This is a genomic window from Paenibacillus solisilvae, assembly GCF_042656405.1.
In the GTDB taxonomy this organism is placed as follows: Bacteria; Bacillota; Bacilli; order Paenibacillales; family Paenibacillaceae; genus Paenibacillus_Z; species Paenibacillus_Z solisilvae.
The window spans coordinates 134818-152760 of record NZ_JBHSOW010000063.1 but is presented as its reverse complement, the minus strand read 5'-3'; the positions used below and the strand labels follow the sequence as shown (position 1 = coordinate 152760).

Genomic DNA, 17943 nt, shown 5'->3' with positions numbered 1-17943 from the left:
GAAGCGCGAATGAAAATCGACGGTGAAGTGAAAACAGAAACGTGGAAAGAACGTAACGAAAGAGAAGACGCAGAATTGGCCGAAAACGCCGAGAGGTCCGCGATAAACTTTTACAGTATTTTCGGAATCGCCATCGTTGTTATCGGTATACTCGTTGGACTATTTGCGGAAATGTACTCGGGAATCAATACGGCAGCACTCGGCGTTATCATTATGGGAATCGGAGAGATACTTCGGTTTTTACGTAAGATTGCGAAACATCGTTAACCTCGTAAAAAAATGAACGAAGACAAATTAAAGTAATTCTGGTAAAATTAATTCGCTGGCTACCTATTAGGATGTGAAGCATACGAATGAAGATTACAAAAAATTCATTCGAAATCACGCCGCGAGCTATCGGGTTAATTCTCGGGTTCGTTGCGTGGGCAATACGCTCCCTTTAAGGGGGCTTTTTGTTTTGAGCGGGCGCCCATAAATAAACGCTATACCCCCCGTATATAGAGGATATAGCGTCGTTCCTAATCAGCTAAAACGTAATTTGCCGCGTTTCTTCTCGTTACCTTGATCGAGTAGACTCGTTACTGGCGATGCTTTATCGTGCTGCTCACGTAAATCCGTTCCGGTATAGCGGACGTAAACTTGCGTCATATTTAACGATGTGTGACCGAGAATGCGCGCTAACGCCATAGGATCGCCGCCACCGCGCAGGAATTTGACGGCCATATAATGACGGAACGTATGCGCTGAAACGCGAGCGCCGGTTACGCCTTTTCTCTTCGCATATAGCTTCAACATCTTCCCAAACGTATCCCCGAAGTAGCGTTCGCCAAACTGCGTAAGCCACAGATAATCGGATTCCTCAATGTTCATATAAGCGATTAGCTTTTCGAGTTCCTTCACAGTGAGTTGAGAGACGGGAATAACACGCGTGGTTCTCGTTTTGGATACTTCCGCTCTAATCGTAATCTGGCGCAGTTTAAAATCGATATCCGATATCTTAAGGCTTGTCAGCTCTTTTATACGTAAGCCGCCGTCACACAAAACGAGCATCATACAGTAATCGCGAAGCCCCGTATAAACACGTTTATTAGGCGCAGAAAGCAGCTTTAAAACGTCGTTGTCCGTGAATACTTCGAAAGTATCCTTATCCTCCGTCTGATAGTTCAACGATTCAACCGGAGAGTGTGTAATGACGCGTTCCTTCACTAAATACTTAAAGAATATCTTTAAATTTCGCGTTACGTTGTTCACGGTGCGTGCGGATAGTCCGACTTTACCGTTTGGACTCGTCGGATGATCGTCCCAACGCGTTTTCTCGAACGTAAGGTATTCGATATACTCGCGCATTAATTCGGCAGACAATTCGCTATCTGGACGTAAGGCGTACCATTTACGGAACTGAGATAAAACTTGCTCGTATGCTCCGACGGTTCTCGGCGACCGTTTCTCAAGGCGTTTTGACTGCAAAAATCGTTCAATTTGGGCCTCTAAATCGATACTGATATTTCGTTTACGTTTAGATACGAACGTGAATTTCGGATTAACTTTTGACATGCTTTATCGGACTCCTCAATAGCGTTAAATTTACGCTAACCGTTCCGACAAATATACGCAAAGTTTATCGCAATTGCGAAATGCTGACGTCTGAATTTCCGCACCATTATGCGGATTCCGACCGAAGTCGAAACCAACCAACTCGGAATTCATCGCGATGGTGGCGGACAAACTGCGGATTGAGCATAAGGTTTCATGAAAAGATCAAGATTAACGATAAAAAAATAATCATGTATTTATAAATGTAAACGCTGCATGTTGTTTGGGAGTTATTAACCAAGCAGCAACTTGCGGCGTTTTTAATTTTCATCTTTTATAAAAAAAGCCAATCTATGAGTAACAGATTGACTTTTGTAGGGATGATTCATGCTATTTTTTAGTTTTTGTATTTCTATTTCTTTTAGCTTTTGCTTTTGTCTTGGTTTTCGGTACACTATTTGTGTTCATGTAAGTCGCAGTGTCATGAGAGTGATTATGTGTTGGCGATTCGAATTCGTCACGAACCGAAAATTGAAAGCAATGTTTGAAAATAGGGACACAGTGATGACGGTTAACAACCTCAATTTGGTGAATGACGTTAACTAACTGAGGGTCAAAGATATCATTTACCACCTGTGTTGGAGGATCATATACAGTAGCTGTCGGACAGTGCGGACGACAATGATGAGGATGACGAGACATTTAGATAACTCCTTCCTAATGTGGTCTACTATATTGTACGGAAAGTTAAGAAAGTTGCGTGTGCATCAGCCTTGCATGACATCTACCTGTTTGCCCAACATTGCTTGCATAAACGTTAAACTTTTTATTTTGGCTGCGTATCTTTTAGAGAGCTCCAATCGTTTACCAAGTATCAAAACAAACATCCAGCTATCTTGCAGAGCTGGCTTATAGCTCAGAGCAGAATCACCAAGAGGTACAGCTAAACACGTAACTTGAGCTTACGAAGGGGCTTATAGCTCAGAGTAGAATCATAAGAGGTTACAGCTAATAACTTTTAGGAGGGAGCCTTTTGAACAAGAGCTTTGTTGGTGAGCACATGGAACAGGCTGTGAGCAATGAGATCGGGGAGTGGCTTAGTGCTCTTAATCGTTATTGTTTGGCGATAACCGGTTCCAAATGGGATGCGGAGGATCTGGTTCAGGAAACATGTCTGCGAGCGCTGCCGGTGCTGACCGGTCTTCAAAAGCATGCCAATCCGACTGCTCTTCTGCTGCGTACAGCTAAAAATTTATCCATTGATCACTCCCGCCGTAAAAAGTCACAAGCAGACGGATTAGACAAATGTGAGCTGCTTCAAAAGCATGAGCACGAGGATTCATCTGGTATGGAGCAGGTGTTGAGCTTGCTTGTACAATATTTGTCGCCGCTTCAATGCTCGATCTTCCTTTTAAGGGAGCTGTACGGATACAGAGCATCTGAAGTAGCCGCCGCGCTTCGTTCCACGGAAGGAGCAGTGAAAGCTGCTTTATTCCGGGCTAGAACAGCTATGAGTCAAATAAAACGCGATATGCTTAAAGAGGACCGGGTGGAGCACGCTCCTTCTGAGCTTCAGCAGCGCTTGCTTCTGGCTTATATGACGGCTATTCGGCAAATAAATCCTCAGGCAATCGTATTGTTGGCCATGTCGCAAAGTGACCAAGTTGATCCTGTTCAGGCAATTGCAACTATCATTCAAATGCCCAATCTGCCGCGCAAGAAAAAGTTACACGCTTCACAATCCTCTTTATTGCGAGCAGCGGCGTAGGCGTAAAATAGCAGAAGGTAGGGGAGAAGGTTATGAATTTAACACCTTATGTTGTTGAACAAACGAATCGAGGGGAAAGAAGCTACGATATTTATTCGAGGCTGCTGAAAGACCGCATCATTATGGTGAGCGGTGAAATTGAGGATCATATGGCAAATTCGATTGTCGCACAGCTTCTCTTTCTGGCAGCTGATGATCCGGAAAAAGATATTCAGCTCTACATCAATAGTCCAGGGGGTTCGGTTACGGCTGGATTCTCCATCTTTGATACGATGCAGTTCATTAAACCTGATGTGTCGACGATATGTACGGGGTTTGCGGCAAGTTTCGGAGCGATCCTATTGACGGGTGGAGCGCGAGGTAAACGATTTGTTCTGCCAAATAGCGAAGTCATGATTCACCAGCCGCTTGGCGGAGCCAGAGGTCAAGCTTCGGACATTGCGATCCATGCGAACTGGATACTGAAAACAAGAGGAAAAATCAATCAACTTCTTGCGAGCAGCACGGGTCAATCGGTCGAACAAATCGAGATTGATTCGGACCGGGACCGGTATATGAGCGCCGAAGAGGCTGTTGCTTACGGGCTTGTAGATAAAATAATTGCTTCTTAACCGATCGTAATGTTCCCGATTATCGAGCATCCAGATAACAAAGAAAGAGCCATGGCATTTATGCTGGGGCTCTTTCTTTGTTATCTGCATACTAAACCGACTACTTGGATTCCGGACGGGCTGGACGAGGGCGTTTCTCGCGAAAACGAGAGGAAACATAATTGCGTTTGCGGTCACGGAAGAAAGTCCAACCTCCGATAAAAGCGACCCCGGCGCCAAATAAAAGAAAACCGCCAAGAAACAACCACCATTCGAATTGATGTGAGGCTTGTTCTTCCCCAAAAGAATAAAAGTAATTGAATGCCGCATCCTTCATCAGCAGAAATCCGTAAGTTGCTGCAAGACCGGGAATAACAAGCAGCAAGACGGCTATAAATCGAGGTATGACCTGTTTCATGTGAAAGAATCCTCCTGTAAAGACAAAGACAAATATATAGTAATCATACCTTTTTCGCGGGGGGCTGTCCATTTGCAGCGGCGATGTTTTCCCAAAGGCAGAAAAAAGGTACAATAGTATTGGGATAGGTAAATCGGAGAAACGCATACATAACCATTTGCCGCCGCAAAGGATTGCTATTCTTGAAAGGGGAAAGACCATGACGACGATACCATGCGATGTGGCCATCATTGGCGGAGGCATCGCAGGATATACAGCGGCAATTAAAGCTGCTCAGGCTGGAAAGAAAGTCATTATTATAGAGAAAGAAAAGCTGGGTGGAACGTGTTTACATAAAGGCTGTATCCCGAGCAAAGCCTTACTGCGCAGTGCTGAGGTATTTGCTGCGCTTAAGAATGCATCGACCTATGGCATAAAGGTTGCGGAAGGCGCGGTTGCCCTTGATTTTGAAGGTGTGCAGAATCGTAAAACGCAAACGGTGGAACAGCTCTACAAAGGCTTGCAGTATTTGATGCGTAAGCATGATATTACAATCATGACTGGCAACGGCCGGGTTATCGGGCCATCTATTTTCTCTCCAAGAAGCGGAAGCGTTGCTGTTGAACTGCCGGATGGTGAAATGGAGACGATCGTTCCGGCCAATTTAATCATTGCCACGGGTTCACGCCCGCGGGTGCTTCAAGGTCTGGAGCCTGATGGGCAGTATATTATGTCAAGTGATGATGCTCTTCGAATGGAAGAGCTCCCAGCTTCTATACTAATTGTAGGGGGTGGCGTCATTGGCGTAGAATGGGCGTCCATGCTTATTGATTTCGGCGTTCAGGTAACACTGGTGGAGACGGCTTCGAGGCTTCTTCCAGGAGAAGATGCTGAATCATCGGCTGAACTGTCCAAGCAGCTTAGGCGCAGAGGGGTTCGCATATTAACGGGGATCCAGCTTAGGGTGGACAGCTTCTTCAAGCAGGATGGACAAATCACCATTGAAGCAGACACAGCAGATGGCAGTGTTATTTTGAATGCTGAACGGATGCTCATATCTGTAGGCCGCCAAGCGAATGTGGAGAATATCGGCTTAGAGAATACGGATGTTCGGGTAGACAAGGGCAATATCCGCGTCAATTCCTTTTATCAGACGACTGAGCCGCATATCTATGCGGTTGGTGATGTCAACGGCGGTCTTCAGCTTGCACATGCCGCAGCGCATGAAGCTATTATTGCAATCCAGCACCTGATCGGAGGCAAACCACATCCTCTTGATGGTGCTCATGTTCCAAGAGCGATCTATTCGCATCCGGAAGTAGCATCGATCGGCTTGACTGAAGATGAAGCCCGCAAGCGCGGACATGATATCAAGATTGGAAAAGTGCCGTTCCAAGCGATAGGCAAAGCATTGGTGCTCGGCCAGCCGGAAGGATTTGCGAAGGTTATAGCCGATGCCAAAACAAGCGATGTTCTTGGCGTACATTTGATTGGTCCCCATGCAACGGACTTGCTCTCAGAAGCATCGCTTGCTATGCTCCTGAATGCCGCTCCATGGGAAGTTGGGCAGCTGATCCATCCACATCCGACTCTCTCGGAGGTCATCGGAGAGGCTATGCTTGCGGTAGACGGGCAATCCACTGTCTTCTAAAATGAATAAAGAGAACATAGAAGCAGTGTTATCCCGGCGCATATCCGATGCGAAAAGAGACATTCATGAGCTCTCTTTTCGCATTTCCTTTTAATCAAAAGTCGGTTATAATAGGTATAGTCAAGTCTTAGTACCAGGTTATAATAGTAGCTAAAAGGAGGGCATCCCTCATGACCAAATCCGAATCTGCCACTCAGCAGTCTAGGCATACTATGCTTGGACTTTCGGACGAACAAGCGATTGAAATTTATGAATTGATGCTGACATCACGCCGTTATGACGAACGCTGTCTGCTGCTTCAACGAGCAGGGAAAATCAATTTTCACGTATCCGGTATCGGCCAAGAAGCGACGCAAGTAGGTGCTGCATTTGCACTAAACCGAGATATCGATTACTACTTACCTTATTACCGTGATTATGCTTTTGTGCTTTCTGTAGGTATGACGCTGCGTGAGTTAATGTTATCGGTATTTGCTAAAGCGGATGATCCGAACAGCGGCGGGCGTCAAATGCCGGGTCACTTTGGATCAAAGCGGCTGCGCATTGTTACGGGCTCAAGTCCGGTAACAACACAGGTCCCTCATGCGGTGGGCATCGCGCTCGCTGCGAAGATGAAGAAGAAGGATTTCGTAACCTTTGTTACTTTTGGCGAAGGCTCCAGCAACCAAGGCGATTTCCATGAAGGCTGCAACTTTGCCGGCGTTCATAAGCTTCCCGTTATTTTTATGTGCGAAAATAATCAATATGCGATTTCCGTCCCTCTGCATAAGCAGGTAGCTGGAAAAATATCCGATCGGGCACTTGGCTATGGATTCCCTGGCGTTCGTGTAGACGGTAATGATCCGCTTGAAGTTTATCAAGCTGTGAAGGAAGCGCGCGCGCGTGCTGCAGCCGGAGAAGGACCGACTCTTATCGAGACCATGACATACCGCCTCTCGCCGCATACGACCTCGGACAATGATCTGGCTTACCGGACGAAAGAAGAGATTGAAGCGAACAGGGATAAAGACGGTATTATGAAATATAAGCAGTATCTGATCGACTGCGGGATTTGGGATGAACAGAAGGAAGAAGCTCTCCTGATCAAGCTCAAAGCGCTGCTGGATGACGCTACCAGCTTCGGCGATAATGCACCTTTCCCTAAGCCGGAAGATATTCTTCTGCATGTCTATGCCGATGATAATGACATAGGAGGACGCTAATATGCCAATGATGGAGTACATTGATGCGATCCGCCTTGCCATGAAAGAGGAAATGGAACGCGATGAAGATGTTTTTGTGCTTGGAGAAGATGTAGGCCTTAAGGGCGGCGTGTTTACGACGACCAAAGGGCTGATAGAGCAGTTTGGCGAGGAACGGGTTATGGATACTCCTTTAGCTGAGTCTGCAATTGTCGGGACGGCTATCGGGGCAGCGATGTACGGGATGAAGCCGATCGCAGAGATGCAGTATTCAGACTTCATGTTCCCTGCAACGAATCAAATCATCAGCGAAGCGGCTAAAATTCGTTATCGCTCGAATAATGACTGGACTTGTCCGCTTGTTATCCGCGCACCTATCGGCGGCGGTATATTCGGCGGCTTGTACCATTCACAATGTCCAGAATCGGTGTTTCTTGGAACGCCCGGGCTGAAGATCGTTGTACCATTCACCGCTTATGACGCAAAGGGTCTGCTGAAAGCCGCAGTCCGTGATCCGGATCCTGTTATTTTCTTTGAGAATAAGAAATGTTATAAACTCGTTGTCGGCGATGTTCCTGAAGAGGATTACACGGTTCCTATCGGTGTGGCTAACGTGCTGCGGGAAGGTGATGATATTACGGTAATCAGCTACAGCTTACCGCTTCACTTTGCTCTGGAAGCAGCGGAAGAGTTGGCTCAAGAAGGCATTAACGCTCATATTCTTGATCTTCGGACGCTCCAGCCGCTGGACAAGGAAGGCGTCCTTGCTGCCGCACGCCGTACCGGCAAAGTGCTGATTATTCACGAAGATAACAAGTTTGGCGGAGTAGGCGCGGAGGTTTCGGCGATTATAGCCGAAGAAATGCTGTTCGAGCTTGATGCGCCGATTATGCGGTTATGTGGTCCTGACGTACCGGCAATGCCAATAAATCCACCGGGTGAGAAGTTCTTCATGCTCAATAAAGAGAAAGTCAAAGAAGCAATGAGGAATCTTGCCCTTTATTAAATGAGGAGTGGTTGGAATGAAAACATTGACGGAAGTCGTCATGCCGCAGCTTGCAGAATCACTTGTTTCTGCAACGATTGAGAAATGGCTTAAGCAGCCGGGCGATGCAGTTGATATGTACGAACCTTTATGCGAGATCATTACGGATAAAGTAAATGCTGAGCTGCCTTCTACTCTGAAGGGAACGCTGGTTAAGATACTGGTCGAGGCTGGTGTGAATGTTCCTGTAGGTACACCGGTTTGTATCGTTGAGATCGAATCTGCCGGTGCCGCTTCACCAAGCGGTATGGGAGCAGCAAGCGGATCCGCGGGCGGTGATGCTCGCTCTGCTGTTAGGGACCAAGGTTCGAATACGGCAAGCGCAGGCGAAGAAGGCGATAACAGCATGAGAAATCGCTTCTCTCCGGCTGTGCAGCAGCTTGCAGCAGAGCACGGTTTGAATCTGTCGAGCATTAACGGCACTGGTCTTGGCGGACGCATCACCCGCAAGGATGTGCTTGCAGCTGTTGCTTCAGGCCAAGCGGGCAAGTCATCCGCTTCATCAGGAGCAGGAGCTGCCGCTGCTCAAGCTGGGAATATGAATACACAGGAAACGGTCCGTTCATCGGGCTTGCATTTGTCCGAGACGCCTCGGATTCCGATTAATATTGAAGTAGAAGGCCAGTCGCTTCCGGGTCGAAGCGAATATTTCGTTGATGTAACGCCTGTTCGCAATGCGATTGCCCGGAATATGAGACAAAGTGTTACTGAAATTCCGCATGCTTGGATGATGATGGAAGTGGATGTGACGAATCTCGTCGTCCTTCGCAACAAGCTGAAAGACGAGTTCAAGAAACGCGAAGGTGTCAACCTCACTTACCTGGCTTTCTGGGTTAAAGCTGTCGTCAACGCAATTAAGGATTTCCCGATCATGAACTCGGTTTGGGCTGTAGACAAAATCATCGTCAAACGAGATATTCATCTTGGCCTGGCAGTCGGTACGGAAGATGCCGTTAAAGTTCCGGTTATCAAGAATGCCGATCAGAAAAACATCGCGGGTCTGGCTCGCGAAATTGAAGATTTGGCCCGTAAGACAAGGGAAGGCAAGCTGACGCTGGCTGATATGGACGGCGGTACATTCACGGTTAATAATACCGGGTCTTTCGGCTCGATTCTGTCCTACCCGATTATTAATTACCCGCAGGCAGCTATCGTAACGTTCGAATCCATCGTTAAACGTCCTGTCGTTATTAACGATATGATTGCGGTGCGTTCAATGGCTAACATCTGTTTGTCGCTTGATCATCGGATACTTGACGGTGTGATTTGCGGTCGATTCCTGCAGCGTGTGAAAGAGAATCTGGAAGGCTTCAATTTAGACACGAAATTGTATTAAGGCGAGGAATGATCGTAATGAGTACAACGAACGTGAATATAATTGACGTAACCTATACACCGATGATCGGATATGCCGAAGCTTGGGATTTGCAAAAACAATATGTGAAGCAAATTGACAAGGAGGAGCGGCAGCAAACGCTGCTCCTCCTTCAGCATCCGCCGACCTATACGATCGGTTCGCAGAAGCATCCCGAACATTTGCTGTATTCGGAGGAAGAGCTGGCTGAGCGTGGGATAGGGGTTTTTCAAATTGACCGCGGCGGAGATATTACGTACCACGGTCCAGGTCAGCTGGTCGGTTACCCGCTGATTTATTTAGATGCGGCAGGTTTGGATTTACACGGTTATTTGCGTCAATTGGAGCAGGTAATTATCGACTGGTTGGCGAATTATGGTATTGAGGGCGGACGCAAGCCGGAGTATACCGGTGTGTGGGTCGGGGATAAGAAGATCGCAGCAATCGGCGTAAAATTCAACAAAGCAAGGACCCGCCGCGGATTCGTGACGAGTCATGGTTTTGCTTTGAATGTGAAAGCGGGTATTGAGCAGGATGGGTTCCGCGGCATTATCCCATGCGGGATTCAGGAATATGCAGTTACCTCATTTGCTGATTTAACCGGTCAGCATATAACCGTTGAGCAGGTTGCTGAGGAGCTGACACCGCACTTCTGCAAACAATTCGGGTTCGAGCAAGCGGAAGTTAAAGCACTATTCGAAGATCCATCCGATACTGATAAATAGGGTGGATAACAGCATTACAGCGATAAGCAGCCAAATAAATATCTTTGTAAATCGATTCGTACGCATGCCATGATGCTCCTTTCGCACAGAATAAGAGGTAGTACTTGTCTATTGTAAACGATTTTGATGGATGGAGGAAAGAATATGGTCTCGGAAAAACGACTAATTGAAGAATTTATGGAGCTTGTACGCGTTGATAGTGAAACGAAGAATGAACGTCAAATTTGTGATGTTCTGACATCCAAATTCTCTGCACTTGGTCTATCGGTTGAAGAAGATGGCGCAGCTGCTTTAACTGGCCATGGAGCGGGTAACCTCATCGTCAAGCTGGAAGCAAACGGCACCGATGGAGCGCCGACGATCTTTTTTACCTCTCATATGGACACCGTTACTCCGGGTAACGGTATTAAACCGCAGTTAGATGCAGATGGTTACATAAGAAGCGACGGGACCACTATACTGGGGAGCGATGACAAAGCAGGACTTGCTGCGATGCTGGAAGCCATTCGCGTTTTGAAGGAAACAGGCGTGAAGCATGGACCGGTCCAGTTTGTCATAACGGTTGGTGAAGAAAGCGGTCTTGTAGGTGCATCCGTCCTTGATAAATCAAAGCTGGAAGCGAAGTTCGGTTATGCCTTGGATTCTAACGGCGTAATCGGCGACATTGCTGTGGCTGCGCCGACTCAGGCTAAGATCACAATCGTTATCCATGGCAAGTCTGCACATGCGGGCGTTAATCCTGAAGATGGAATAAGCGCAATTCAAGTGGCGAGTAAAGCAATCGCCCGTATGCCGCTTGGCCGGATCGATCATGAGACGACAGCGAATATCGGAAAATTCGAGGGCGGCGGAGCTACCAATATCGTGTGTGATTACGTGAAGCTCGATGCGGAAGCCAGAAGTATTGTCCAATCGAAGCTGGATCTCCAAGTTGCAGCGATGCGTGAGGCCGTTGAGAGCACGGTTGCGGATTACGGGGCGAAGGCGGATTTCGAAAGCAAGCTGATTTATCCGGCTTATTCCTATGATGATGGAGATCCTGTCGTAGAGCTCGCGAAAGCGGCAATTACGAAGATTGGCGCTACGCCGCGGACCTTCCATTCCGGTGGAGGCAGCGATGCCAATATTTTCAACGGACTCGGCGTACCGACTGTTAACCTCGCGGTTGGCTATGAACATATTCATACGACAAAGGAACAAATTAAAGCCGCTGATCTGGTGAAAACAACCGAGCTGGTCGTTGAGATCATCGCTCAGGCAGCAGATCTCCAAGGATAATCCCGCGCATCAAATAAGGGCCGTGACTACAAAGTAGATGTTCTACTTGGTCACAGCCCTTTTGTTTAGTTATCACGAAACCTTCAGCGGCATATTCAACGGCTGACAGGACGCTTACTCTCCAGATATTCGCCAAGTGTTGGGACTGATTTGAAGGAGGAGCTTCGTCTCTCACCGCTCTGCTGGGTCATAAGTTTAAGCTGATGACGGATTTCCCAAGCTTTTCCTACAAGCGTTAACTGACTGGTGACGGAATATTGTTTCATTATCTCATACTCCCCTTTACATCCTAGGAATGAGCAAACATGAGCCGAATATTCTTATCTCTAAGTCATTACCCATTAGTTTGCTATAATAATACTTATGTTAGTAAAGGACGGGTTATGCTGCCTATTTATGAAGGAGTGGAGAACCAAGATGTTAGAGAAAACAGATGAGTTTCGCGAATTAACGGTGAAGTCTGAGCCGATTTTTCAAGGCAAAGTTATTACCCTGCAGGTAGATACCATACAGCTGCCAAATGGCGGAACTGCTACGCGGGAGATCGTAAGGCATCCCGGAGCGGCTGCGGTTCTGGCACTTATAGATGGCAAAATACTCGTTGTGGAGCAATACCGCAAGGCCATGGAGAAGTTTCAAATTGAAATTCCGGCCGGCAAGCTGGATGCAGGAGAAGACCCGATTGCTGCAGCGGCAAGGGAGCTGGAAGAGGAAACAGGTTATCGTGCAGGAAAGCTGCGGCCGGTCAGCGCTTTTTACACATCGCCGGGCTTTGCCGATGAGAAGCTGTATTTATATGTAGCAGAGGATCTGGTTAAAGGGGACAGCCGTCCCGATGAGGATGAGTTTCTGGCGGTAGAGGCGATCACGTTCGAAGAGGCGCAGCAGTTCATCAAAGAAGAGCGGATCAGCGATGCGAAGACGATTCTAGCTGTTTATGCATGGCACCTCTACCGTTTAACGGGAGAAATTTAAGCAGTGAATGCTCATTCATTTCCATTGAAGCGGGTATTCGCAGATCTGCACCTTCATATCGGGCGCACCGAGCGCGGCGAACCGGTCAAGATCAGCGGGAGCCGGGATCTGACCTTCCGCAATATCGCGCATGAAGCGGCTGTTCGCAAAGGTATCGGGCTGCTCGGTATTATTGATTGTCATTCACCGGGTGTCCAAATGGATATTGCCAAGCTTCTTGACAACGGTGAAATGTCAGAGGCAGCAGGTGGAGGAATTCGTTATCTGGATACAACGATCTTATTAGGAGCCGAGATCGAGGTGAGAGACGCCGGCTTTGGGCCGGCCCATCATCTTGTTTATTTGCCGACATTCGCAGAAATGCAGCAGTTCACGAAGTGGATGGCAAGCCATATGCGTAATGTTCAGCTGAGCTCTCAGCGGATCTATGTTCCGACCAACGTCCTGCAGGAGGAAGTGAAGGGACGCGGCGGCTTATTTATCCCGGCCCATATCTTCACACCTCACAAAAGCGTATTTGGCAGCAGCTCGGATCATATGGCGGACACGGTTAATATGGAGCAAATTGATGCGGTGGAGCTTGGCTTAAGTGCAGACAGCGTGATGGCAGGATACATTCCAGAGCTGGATGACCTGCCTTTTCTGACGAATTCCGATGCTCATTCGCTAGCCAAGATTGGGCGGGAGTACAATGAACTCCAGCTCGCGGAGCCGTCTTTTGAAGAGTTCAAGCTTGCCCTGCGCGGGCTGGAAGGTCGAGAAATTACGGCCAATTATGGCTTGAATCCTGTATTGGGCAAATACCATCGGACCTATTGCCTGAACTGCGGTTCAATTGCAGATGAAGGTGCCGCGGCAGTAAGATGTCTGCTCTGCGGGAGTCCGAAGCTTGTGCGCGGCGTAATGGATCGAATCCAGCAGCTGGCGTTTCAAGCAGGCAGACAATATCCCTATGTCCCGGAGAATCGTCCGCCATATATCTATCAAGTGCCTCTTGAGTTTGTCCCTGGAATTGGCAGACGAACGGTAGAAAAGCTGCTCGGGCAGTTCAATACCGAGATGAATGTGCTGCATGATGTGCAAGAAGAAGAGCTTGCAGCCCTAGTTGGTGACAAGGCGGCAGCTGTTATAGCCGGCGCAAGAGCAGGCACGCTCCAGCTTCAAGCAGGCGGTGGAGGCAAATACGGCAAAATTGTTTCTGCTTCCGATGATGTCAACAAGCCTTCGTCATAGCGGTACAAGCGGGGGCATACACTTTACCATCTAGGTTTGGGGGAGTGTGCCATGCGTTCGCCAATGCAGCAATCGCTTCTGAAGGATCAAATGACGCTTTATGTTTTTGTTTCTGTCCTGTTCGTTGTCGGGGTGGTGTTCGGTGCGCTGCTGGTGAATGCACTGACGCTTGACCAGCAGCAGGATCTGGCAGGTGATGTGCAGCTTTTCGTGCAGCATGTTCAGGAGGGCGTGCTGCAAGCGGGAGACACAACGTTCTGGGAGAGGACACTGTTTCACGCGAAGTGGATTCTTCTCATTTGGGTGCTGGGACTGACTGTTGTCGGTATGCCGCTAGTGCTTGCGCTTGATTTTATGAAGGGGGTGCTGGTTGGTTTTGCAGTGGGAACATTAGTCAGTCAGCATGCTTGGAAAGGCCTGTTATTCTCTCTGGTTTCCGTTGCCCCTCCGAATATGATTATCGTGCCTGCACTGCTGATTGCAAGTGTCTCCTCGGTTTCATTTACTTTTTACATTGTGAAAAATCGTTTTCTGAGCAGGTACGGGTCGCTTAGCCAGCCCTTTCTCTCCCACACCACTACCGCAATGGTTATGCTGCTCATTATCCTGGGAGCTGCACTAATTGAATCATTTGTATCTCCCATGCTTGTCAAGTGGGCAGCGCCATTGATAGCAGGCATTAGTAATGAATTGTAATGATTCTAAATAGTTGACTTTCCTCGCAAATTGACCCTATAATAAATTAAACGTTTCCGGCGATAGGGCACGAAAGCGAAGTGCGAGGGGGGAAACCATGGAATCCCGGATTGACAAAATTAAGCAGCAGCTACAATCGCAGGGGTACAAGCTAACTCCGCAGCGTGAAGCTACGGTACGAGTTCTTCTTGAGAATGAAGAAGATCATTTAAGTGCAGAAGATGTGTTTATGCTCGTCAAGGATAAAGCACCGGAGATTGGTTTAGCTACGGTTTACCGGACACTTGAGCTGCTTAGCGAGCTTCACGTGGTAGAGAAGATGAATTTCGGCGATGGAGTAGCTCGTTATGACTTACGGACTGATAATAATAAACATCATCATCATCATTTGATCTGCGTACAATGTGGAACAATGAGCGAGATTCTGGAAGACTGGCTTGGACCGCTGGAAGAGCGGCTTGAGAAGGAATATGGATTTACTGTGATTGATCATCGGCTGGATTTTCAAGGTATTTGCAGCAAATGCCGGGCCAAGAACGAACAACAATAACTCTCTAGAGCGGCATCCTCTCCAATTGGAAGAGATCATGCCGCCCACGGGGAGTTTTTTTATTTGTTTTTTCGATTAGCGCTTTTGCCGGTTTTGCAAATGCAGCTATTCGTAAGAGGCCTGCCGGTCTTTCTGCACTTGCAGACGGAGCTGACACGCGTACGATTTGTACTTGACTTCTTGTTAATAGCACGATCAACCTGTATCAAACCGGAGCCTTGTGACAGATTAGAACTGCCGGATAGCTCCTTCGCAGTAGATCGTAAGCGGCTGGACACCTGGGAGGGCTTAAGCGTCGGCTCATGAGCAAGGAGCAGTGCGGCCCCTCCTGCAACATGAGGACTGGCCATGCTGGTGCCGGATAGAGTGGTGTAACCATTATGGAGCCAGGTGGAGCGAATGTTGTCGCCTGGAGCAGTTATGATGATTCCCTTGCCGCGGCTGCTGTAGGATGCGATTTTATTCGCTTTCGTAGATGCTGCAACAGCGATAGTCTCCGGATAACTGGCAGGCTCGTCAATTCCGCCGCTGTTTGGGCCGCTGTTTCCTGCGGAGGCGACTATAACGATTCCATTGCTGCGTGCGCGTTGAATCGCCTCGCGAAGTGCTTCACTTGAAGCCCCCTGCAGACCGATGCTCATATTGATAACAGGAATTTTTTTGGCTATGCACCAGTCAATGCCCTTAATGATATCCGATACATATCCTTCTCCATTAGCATCGAGAGCCTTCACTGCATACAGTTTAGCCTTAGGGGCGACTCCGGGAATTTGATTGTTCGTGCCGCGGGCGGCTGCTACGCCTGCAACATGCGTGCCATGCCCGTTGTCATCTAAGAAGGAGGAGCCGTCGATGGTGTTGACTCCACCGGAAATACGTAAATCAGGGTGCTTGGCGATTCCTGTATCGATGATGCCGATCCCAACCCCGTTACCTCGTGTGTCCGACCAAACATCAGGAGCTTGAACTCGGCACACATTCCAGGTTACTCCTGCTGGACAAGCTGCGGACGGTTTGTAGATATTTCCTTTCAATAAGGGCTTGGATTTCTGTGATACTCGAGTGGTTGAAGTTGCAGCAGGTAAACCCATTCTGCGCGTCGAAGGGACATGAGTGGTTATACGTTTGGGAGCGGAGCGGGCGACCCCTAATCCGTGTGCGCTTATTTTAAAATCGGGCTCAACATATTTAACAGACGGATGCTCAGTCAGTGATTGAAGCTGCTTCATTCGGCGTTTATCAATGTGACAGCAGATTACGTGTCCTCCAGGCATTTTTTTGGACGGTTTAATTCCGTGTTTGGATAACTCTTGAATGCAGCTTTTGTAATGCGACCGATGCTTCAAGCCAATCAGTCTTCGCGTCGTAAGATTAGACGCGCTGCTCACCGAACAGCTCCGAAGCAACCGTTCTAACTTTGGCAAATGAGTTCCTCCTAAAAGTTTTTGCGAGCTTCGCCCAGGCACACCCGGCTAAGGTACCTAAGCAAGAACGAAACGACATCGAATGCATAAGCTGAACGTTGTTGCGAGCTTCGCAGCTAGGCATGATCGCGAGGGCAGAATTCCAGCGTGGTTAATGTAGTGTATGGAGGCTTACGTATACAGGCATGGGTAGATGCCGTCCCCGCACATAATTTATGACAACACTGGAAAACGTATCGTCGAGGACTGTCAACCCGTCCTTTCTTTGCATATGTAAAGAACATGAAGGATGAAGCTGCTTTCAAATTTAGCTTGGAGCTTTCCAAATAATGTGTAGAGGAAGATGACTATGATCATCGGTGTGCCAAAGGAAATTAAGTCCAGCGAATACCGGGTAGCACTTACGCCAGCCGGTGCCGGCATGCTGAAGGCGGCAGGGCATGAGGTCGTGGTCGAGCCTGGAGCGGGCGAGGGAAGCAGCTTTCCGGACGAAGCTTATCAAGCCGAAGGCGCATCCATCGCGAGTGGTACAAAGGATGTTTGGGAACGTGCGGAAATGATAATGAAGGTCAAGGAACCGCTGCCGGAGGAATTCAGATACTTCCGCGAAGGGTTGCTTTTGTTCACTTATTTGCATCTTGCTGCAGCACAGGAGCTTACACTTGCGCTCATGGATAAAGGCGTCTCCGGCGTTGCTTATGAAACCATTCAGCTGCCAAACGGGAGTCTGCCGCTGCTTACCCCGATGAGCGAAGTTGCCGGGCGGATGTCGGTTCAGGTGGGATCACAGTTTTTGGAGGCCTTTTATGGAGGGCGAGGCATACTGCTGGGAGGTGTACCGGGAGTCCCTCCTGCGGAGGTTATTATTTTGGGTGGAGGCGTTGTAGGCACGAACGCGGCCAAGATTGCACTTGGCATGGGTGCGAATGTCGTTATTCTGGAGAGAAGCGCTGATCGGATGCGCTACATTGACGATGTGTTTAACGGCCGGATCCGGACGTTAATGTCCAACCCTTATAATATTGCCAATGCCGTCCGTAAAGCAGATTTGCTCATTGGCGCCGTATTGATTCCTGGAGCAAGAGCCCCTCATCTGGTTACGGAAGAAATGGTCAAGTCAATGAAAAAAGGTGCAGTAATCGTTGATGTGGCAGTCGATCAAGGCGGAACGATAGCTACAATCGATCGTGTGACCACGCATAAAGATCCGGTTTACGAGAAGCACGGCGTCCTGCACTATGCAGTTGCCAACATGCCAGGCGCAGTGCCTCGTACATCTACCTTTGCTTTGACCAATGTTACCATGCCTTATGCGCTGGAGCTCGCCAATAAGGGGCTTAAGACAGCCGTGAATCAGAACGAATCACTGCGTAAAGGCGTGAATACCTACAAGGGTCATATCACGCATCCGCAGGTTGCTGCCGCTGCGGATTTGCCTTATACCGCGCTCGATCAGCTTTTGTAATGCCGTAAATAGGGCTCAACGGGGAGAAGACATGAATATGGCTTTCCGCTCATAAGGTGTGTAAAGGACAACCGTTAA

17 protein-coding genes and 1 pseudogene are annotated in these 17943 nt (G+C 48.3%); 14 read left to right on the top strand and 4 right to left on the bottom strand.

Annotated elements, in window-relative coordinates; genetic code table 11:
• Positions 1-9 precede the first annotated feature (9 nt).
• Positions 10-267 carry a hypothetical protein gene (locus tag ACFPYJ_RS17655; RefSeq protein WP_379189489.1) on the top strand — a complete coding sequence of 86 codons (258 nt, stop codon included), beginning with the start codon at positions 10-12 and terminating at the stop codon, positions 265-267.
• Positions 268-522: 255 nt separating this feature from the next.
• Here the strand turns inward: ACFPYJ_RS17655 and ACFPYJ_RS17650 are convergent, their stop codons facing one another.
• Entirely contained in the window at positions 523-1554 is a 1032-nt protein-coding gene (locus tag ACFPYJ_RS17650) for a tyrosine-type recombinase/integrase (RefSeq protein ID WP_379189488.1), read from the bottom strand.
• A 1012-nt stretch (positions 1555-2566) separates the two neighbouring features.
• Here ACFPYJ_RS17650 and ACFPYJ_RS17645 point away from each other — a divergent pair.
• Positions 2567-3301 carry an RNA polymerase sigma factor gene (locus ACFPYJ_RS17645; protein WP_379189487.1) on the top strand — a complete coding sequence of 245 codons (735 nt, stop codon included), beginning with the start codon at positions 2567-2569 and terminating at the stop codon, positions 3299-3301.
• A gap of 32 nt (positions 3302-3333) precedes the next feature.
• Positions 3334-3912 (top strand): ATP-dependent Clp endopeptidase proteolytic subunit ClpP, encoded by a 579-nt coding sequence (clpP, locus tag ACFPYJ_RS17640; protein WP_379189486.1) that lies wholly within the window; start codon positions 3334-3336, stop codon positions 3910-3912.
• A gap of 100 nt (positions 3913-4012) precedes the next feature.
• Here the strand turns inward: clpP and ACFPYJ_RS17635 are convergent, their stop codons facing one another.
• Entirely contained in the window at positions 4013-4309 is a 297-nt protein-coding gene (locus ACFPYJ_RS17635; RefSeq protein ID WP_379189485.1) for a DUF2627 domain-containing protein, read from the bottom strand.
• 199 nt (positions 4310-4508) lie between these two features.
• On the opposite strand from ACFPYJ_RS17635, the gene lpdA reads away from it, so the two are divergent.
• The 6 genes from lpdA to ACFPYJ_RS17605 all read left to right on the top strand — a co-directional run bounded on the left by lpdA (position 4509) and on the right by ACFPYJ_RS17605 (position 11522).
• Positions 4509-5939, top strand: a complete 1431-nt coding sequence (gene lpdA / locus ACFPYJ_RS17630) for a dihydrolipoyl dehydrogenase (protein ID WP_379189484.1) — start codon at positions 4509-4511, stop codon at positions 5937-5939.
• 170 nt (positions 5940-6109) lie between these two features.
• Complete coding sequence (locus ACFPYJ_RS17625; protein ID WP_379189482.1) at positions 6110-7141, top strand: thiamine pyrophosphate-dependent dehydrogenase E1 component subunit alpha; 1032 nt, start codon at positions 6110-6112, stop codon at positions 7139-7141.
• A gap of 1 nt (position 7142) precedes the next feature.
• A complete protein-coding gene (locus ACFPYJ_RS17620; protein ID WP_379189481.1) occupies positions 7143-8126 on the top strand; it encodes an alpha-ketoacid dehydrogenase subunit beta in 984 nt (327 codons plus the stop codon).
• 16 nt (positions 8127-8142) lie between these two features.
• On the top strand, positions 8143-9501 hold the full coding sequence (locus ACFPYJ_RS17615; RefSeq protein WP_379189479.1) for a dihydrolipoamide acetyltransferase family protein: 1359 nt from the start codon (positions 8143-8145) through the stop codon (positions 9499-9501).
• Positions 9502-9518: 17 nt separating this feature from the next.
• Entirely contained in the window at positions 9519-10244 is a 726-nt protein-coding gene (lipB, locus tag ACFPYJ_RS17610; protein WP_379189478.1) for a lipoyl(octanoyl) transferase LipB, read from the top strand.
• Between the two features lie 144 nt (positions 10245-10388).
• Entirely contained in the window at positions 10389-11522 is a 1134-nt protein-coding gene (locus ACFPYJ_RS17605) for a M20/M25/M40 family metallo-hydrolase (protein WP_379189477.1), read from the top strand.
• A 179-nt stretch (positions 11523-11701) separates the two neighbouring features.
• On the opposite strand, the pseudogene mciZ reads toward ACFPYJ_RS17605, so the two are convergent.
• A pseudogene (mciZ, locus tag ACFPYJ_RS17600) lies at positions 11702-11788 on the bottom strand (Z-ring formation inhibitor MciZ); the annotation flags it as partial.
• A 151-nt stretch (positions 11789-11939) separates the two neighbouring features.
• On the opposite strand from mciZ, the gene ACFPYJ_RS17595 reads away from it, so the two are divergent.
• The 4 genes from ACFPYJ_RS17595 to fur all read left to right on the top strand — a co-directional run bounded on the left by ACFPYJ_RS17595 (position 11940) and on the right by fur (position 14976).
• On the top strand, positions 11940-12497 hold the full coding sequence (locus ACFPYJ_RS17595; protein WP_379189476.1) for an NUDIX domain-containing protein: 558 nt from the start codon (positions 11940-11942) through the stop codon (positions 12495-12497).
• A gap of 3 nt (positions 12498-12500) precedes the next feature.
• Complete coding sequence (locus ACFPYJ_RS17590) at positions 12501-13730, top strand: endonuclease Q family protein (RefSeq protein WP_379189475.1); 1230 nt, start codon at positions 12501-12503, stop codon at positions 13728-13730.
• Between the two features lie 51 nt (positions 13731-13781).
• Positions 13782-14426, top strand: a complete 645-nt coding sequence (spoIIM, locus tag ACFPYJ_RS17585) for a stage II sporulation protein M (RefSeq protein WP_379189474.1) — start codon at positions 13782-13784, stop codon at positions 14424-14426.
• A gap of 97 nt (positions 14427-14523) precedes the next feature.
• Positions 14524-14976 carry a ferric iron uptake transcriptional regulator gene (gene fur, locus ACFPYJ_RS17580; RefSeq protein ID WP_379189473.1) on the top strand — a complete coding sequence of 151 codons (453 nt, stop codon included), beginning with the start codon at positions 14524-14526 and terminating at the stop codon, positions 14974-14976.
• Between the two features lie 59 nt (positions 14977-15035).
• Here fur and ACFPYJ_RS17575 read toward each other — a convergent pair whose 3' ends face one another.
• The gene (locus ACFPYJ_RS17575; RefSeq protein ID WP_379189472.1) at positions 15036-16400 is read right to left on the bottom strand and encodes a S8 family peptidase; all 1365 of its coding nucleotides are present in this window, start codon (positions 16398-16400) and stop codon (positions 15036-15038) included.
• A 349-nt stretch (positions 16401-16749) separates the two neighbouring features.
• On the opposite strand from ACFPYJ_RS17575, the gene ald reads away from it, so the two are divergent.
• Complete coding sequence (gene ald / locus ACFPYJ_RS17570) at positions 16750-17865, top strand: alanine dehydrogenase (RefSeq protein ID WP_379189471.1); 1116 nt, start codon at positions 16750-16752, stop codon at positions 17863-17865.
• Positions 17866-17943: the final 78 nt, after the last annotated feature.